This window comes from Stenotrophomonas sp. HMWF023 (genome assembly GCF_003060985.1).
Lineage (GTDB): Bacteria > Pseudomonadota > Gammaproteobacteria > Xanthomonadales > Xanthomonadaceae > Stenotrophomonas > Stenotrophomonas lactitubi.
In genome coordinates this window covers 1-4,360 of the sequence record NZ_QAIJ01000008.1, presented here as the reverse complement: position 1 = coordinate 4,360, position 4,360 = coordinate 1, and the positions used below count along the sequence as shown (strand labels likewise).

Sequence of the window (4,360 nt, the reverse complement as noted above, 5' to 3'; positions counted from 1 at the left end):
GTGGAACAGACCGACATCCGGTGACCGCACAGGTGCATCGCCGGGAAATACCGCCCGACAAGCGTGCGGAACTCCTCCAGGTACAGTTCCTTGACGTGATACTCGTTGTGGTAGCCGGCACGATCGGAGTAGACCTCCTTGTTGGGCGAGGACATGATCATCACGCCATCCGGCCGCAGAACGCGGCGGATCTCGGACATCATTTCTTCCTGCTCGTACAGGTGCTCGATGGTCTCGAACGACACCACGACATCAACACTGTCATCGGGAAGCGGAATGGCCGCGGCGGAGCCCTGCAGGTACTTCAGGTTCGCTATGTCGGCATAACGTTCGCCCGCATGCGCAACGGCATCATTGGAGATGTCGACACCGCGGACAGAACGCGCGCGTCCGGCAAGCATCGCGCTGCCGTAGCCTTCGCCGCTGGCCACATCGAGCACGTCCTTGCCTTCCACCAGGGGAAGACACCACGCATATCGATGCAGATGTTCCTGGCGGATGACACCGTGTTCGGTGGGGACGAAGCGTTCGCCGGTGAACTCGATCATCAGGATTCCTTGGTGACTTCGATGGCAAGCATGGGCAACCCCACCAGGCCGAAACGCATGGTCTCGTCGATCGCGCGGAACTCCAGCGCGTCATGAATCCAGTGCTGTTGGGTGTGGTCGTGCTGGTCACCGGAGGCCACCGCTGCATCGATCATGTAAGAGCCGGACGGCATTACCGGCATGCGGAACAGGAACGAAGCCACGACAGACTCACCGGCCTGCCCACCCACCGGTGCGTCCTTGCAGGCGAAATAGCTGTTGTCGCCAAACAATCTCTGGCCCAGTCGATCCTTCACGTAGAAGCCAACGATGAGGCTGTGCAGCGGCTGCATGAGCTCAACCCGGACGCGCAGGCGGACCAGCTCGCCACCCTCGGCCATGCCCAGCGGTGCGCCGTCCTGATCGGTCAGTGCCACATCGACGATGCGCGCACCCTGCGTGCCAAACTCCTGGCCGACGTTTTCCGGGTCGAATTCGAACAGGGCGATCCGGTTGCTGACGCCCGCTTCGCGCAGGGCATCATGACGGAAGTCGGGGGCATCGGACGCGAGCCTGCGCGACTTCTTTTCCACCTTGACGTCCTCGACACCGGCTTCGCGACGCCCGACCACATGCTGCTCGGTCATGTACGCCTCGATCACCTGCTGCGACGTACCGGACAGGCGCATCTGACCATTCTGGAGCCATACCGCACTCTCGCAGAGGTTGGTCACCGCCGCCGCATCGTGACTGACGAACAGCAGCGTGCCGTTCTTCTGGAACTCGCGCAGGAAACGCATGCACTTCTGCGAGAAGAAGGCATCGCCTACGGCAAGCGCCTCATCGATGATCAGGATGTCGGCATCGACGTGGGCGATCACCGCGAAGGCCAGCCGCACCGACATGCCGCTGGAGTAGCTGCGCACCGGCTGGTCAATGAACTCACCGATGTCGGCGAAGGCAAGGATGCTGTCCATGCGCGCTTCGATCTGGGGCCGGGTCAGGCCCAGGATCGTGGCGTTGAGATAGACATTCTCGCGCCCGGTGAATTCCGGGTTGAAACCACTACCAAGCTCCAGCAGCGCCGCCACGCGACCCTTGACCGTGATGTGGCCTTCGGTCGGGTTGAGGGTACCGGCGATCATCTGCAGCAGCGTGGATTTGCCCGAGCCGTTGCGACCGACGATGCCCACGGTCTGCCCACGACGGATCGAGAAACTGACACCACGCAGTGCCCAGAAATCCTTGTAGAAGGACTTGCGCTTGCCCGCCAGGGCCTGCAGGAGACGGTGCGAGGGACGCTCGTACATGTGGTACGACTTGCCCACGCCCTGTACGTCGATGACGACGTCATTGTCGATACGGTCAGAGGACATCGGCAAAACCCACGCGCAGCTTGTTGAACATGCGATGGCCCAGCAGGGCGACCGTGCAGGCGATGAGCGTGTAGATGCCAAGCCCTGCCCAGTCGGGCATACGGCCCCAGATCACCACTTCGCGCACCTGGTCGATGATGAAAGTCAGCGGGTTCAGTTCGAACACGATGCGGTAGCTTTCGGGTACGGATTCAACCGGCACGATGGCCGATGACAGGAACAGCATCGCTGCCGCGATCACGCCGGCGATCTGGCCGATGTCGCGCAGGTAGACACCCAGCGATGACACGATCCAGCCGATGCCCACCGTCAGGATCACCAGCGGCATCACCACCAGCGGCAGCAGGGCTGCCGTGGCCGGAACGCTGCCCTTGATGAACAATTGCAGCAGCAGCAGCACCACCATGTTCATCAACAGGTGGAACAATGCCGAGAAGGTCATGCTCCAGACAAGGATATCCAGCGGGAACACCACCCGCTTCACATAGCCGGTATTGGAAACGATCAACTGCGGTGCGCGGGTGAAGCACTCGGCGAAGAAGCCGTGCACGGTCAGGCCCGCGAACAGGATCAGGGCGAAATCGGTGGTCGAACCGGTGGAGCCCGGCCAACGCCCCTTCATGACGAAGCCGAAAGCCAGGGTGTAGACCAACAGCATCAGGAAAGGGCTGATCAGCGACCACAGCAGACCAAAACTGGCGCCGCGGTAACGGCCCAGGACTTCGCGCTGGCTCAGCTCGAAGGTCAGCGAGCGATGCTTGCCGAATACCGAGAGAATCCCCATCAGCCGACCTTCTGCGTCAGCGCCTGTTCCAGATCCAGCTGCAGGTCCCCCAGATCCTCCACACCCACGCTCAGCCGCACCAGCGCATCGCTGATGCCCAGCTGCTCACGGCGTGCCACCGGGATCGAGGCATGAGTCATCACCGCCGGGTGGTTGACCAGGCTTTCCACCCCACCCAGCGACTCGGCCAGGGTGAACAGTTCGGTCTTCTCGCAGAAGCGCTTGGCCGCTTCGAAACCGCCCTTCAGCACGATCGAGACGATGCCGCCGTAGCCGTTCATCTGCTTGCCCGCCAGCGCATGCTGCGGGTGCGAGGCCAGGCCCGGGTAGATCACCTTTTCCACCGCCGGGTGCTTTTCCAGCCACTGTGCCAGCGCCATCGCGTTGGCGCAGTGCGCCTTCATGCGCAGCGGCAGGGTCTTCAGGCCACGCAGCGCCAGGAAGCTGTCGAACGGCCCCTGCACGCCACCCACAGAATTCTGCAGGAAGGCCATCTGCTCAGCCAGTTCGGCGTTGTCACCGACCACGACCATGCCACCGACCATGTCCGAGTGGCCATTGAGGTACTTGGTGGCCGAGTGCAGCACCAGGTCCGCGCCCAGCTCCAGCGGACGCTGCAGCATCGGCGAGGCGAAGGTGTTGTCGACCACCACGATCAGGCCATGGCGCTTGGCGATGGCGGCGACCGCGGCGATGTCGACGATCTTCAGCATCGGGTTGGTGGGGGTCTCGATCCACACCATCTTCGTCTTCGACGTGATCGACGCTTCGAACGCCGCCAGATCAGTCAGGTCGACAAAGCTGAAGTCCAGCCCGGCGGTGCGGCGACGCACACGCTCGAACAGGCGGAAGCTGCCGCCATAGATGTCGTCCATCGCCACCACGTGGCTGCCGGCATCCAGCAGTTCGATCACCGTCGAGCTTGCGGCCATGCCCGAAGCAAAGGCGAAGCCGCGGGTACCGCCTTCCAGCGAAGCCACGCAACGCTCGTAGGCGAAGCGGGTCGGATTGTGCGTGCGCGAGTACTCGAAGCCCTGGTGCTCGCCCGGGCTGGACTGCGCATAGGTCGAGGTGGCGTAGATCGGCGGCATCACCGCGCCGGTGCTCGGGTCGGGCGACTGGCCGCCATGGATGGCCAGGGTGGCCAGCGCCAGCGCGCGGTCCGGGGAAGAAGCGTTGGACATGTCGTTTCCTGATTGGCGCCGATGACCGGCGCCGTCGAAGGAGCGGGAGTCTATCAGCGCGGCCTTAACGAGCTTTGACGCGGATAAACCGGAATTCAGCAGCGATCTGCGGCGATAAACGCCTTACTGAACGCGCCGACGCAGGTAATTCAGCAGGTCGATGCGGGTGATCAGGCCCAGGAAGGCATTGCCATCCATCACGATGGCCACCTGGCCGCGGTCGAACACCGGCAGCAGCGCCTCGATGGGCGACTTAACATCCAGGCGATCCAGCTTGCTGACCATCGCGGTGGCCACCGGGTCGCGGAAGCGTGCTTCATCGCCATAGACATGCAGCAGCACGTCGCTTTCATCGACGATGCCGACCAGCTGGTCGCCGTCCATCACCGGCAGCTGCGACACGTCATACAGCTTCATGCGCTGGTAGGCGGTGGTCAGCAGATCGTTCGGGCCGATCACGACCGTGTCGCGCTGGCCGTACGGGCGCAG

Annotated in this window: 5 protein-coding genes; all 5 read right to left on the bottom strand. The window is 63.1% G+C overall.

Features of this window, described 5'->3' with window-relative positions:
* Positions 1-548, bottom strand: a 548-nt coding sequence (locus DBR20_RS00120; RefSeq protein WP_146186915.1) for a class I SAM-dependent methyltransferase, incomplete at its 3' end; no start/stop codon positions are given.
* On the bottom strand, positions 548-1,903 hold the full coding sequence (locus DBR20_RS00115; RefSeq protein ID WP_108264750.1) for an ABC transporter ATP-binding protein: 1,356 nt from the start codon (positions 1,901-1,903) through the stop codon (positions 548-550). The genes DBR20_RS00120 and DBR20_RS00115, both read right to left, overlap by 1 nt.
* Complete coding sequence (locus tag DBR20_RS00110) at positions 1,893-2,687, bottom strand: ABC transporter permease (RefSeq protein WP_108264749.1); 795 nt, start codon at positions 2,685-2,687, stop codon at positions 1,893-1,895. Before DBR20_RS00110 ends, DBR20_RS00115 begins: the two co-directional genes overlap by 11 nt.
* Positions 2,687-3,871, bottom strand: coding sequence for a cystathionine gamma-synthase (locus DBR20_RS00105; RefSeq protein ID WP_100462815.1), 1,185 nt, complete (start codon positions 3,869-3,871; stop codon positions 2,687-2,689). The genes DBR20_RS00110 and DBR20_RS00105 overlap by 1 nt, the downstream gene beginning before the upstream one ends.
* Before the next feature lie 123 nt (positions 3,872-3,994).
* Positions 3,995-4,360, bottom strand: a 366-nt coding sequence (locus DBR20_RS00100; RefSeq protein ID WP_146186914.1) for a CBS domain-containing protein, incomplete at its 5' end; no start/stop codon positions are given.

What these genes read in the sequence shown, in the direction of transcription:
- DBR20_RS00115 (WP_108264750.1), bottom strand. Translation starts at nt 1,903, where the DNA reads ATGTCCTCTGACCGTATCGACAATGACGTCGTCATCGACGTACAGGGC.
- DBR20_RS00110 (WP_108264749.1), bottom strand. Translation starts at nt 2,687, where the DNA reads ATGGGGATTCTCTCGGTATTCGGCAAGCATCGCTCGCTGACCTTCGAG.
- DBR20_RS00105 (WP_100462815.1), bottom strand. Translation starts at nt 3,871, where the DNA reads ATGTCCAACGCTTCTTCCCCGGACCGCGCGCTGGCGCTGGCCACCCTG.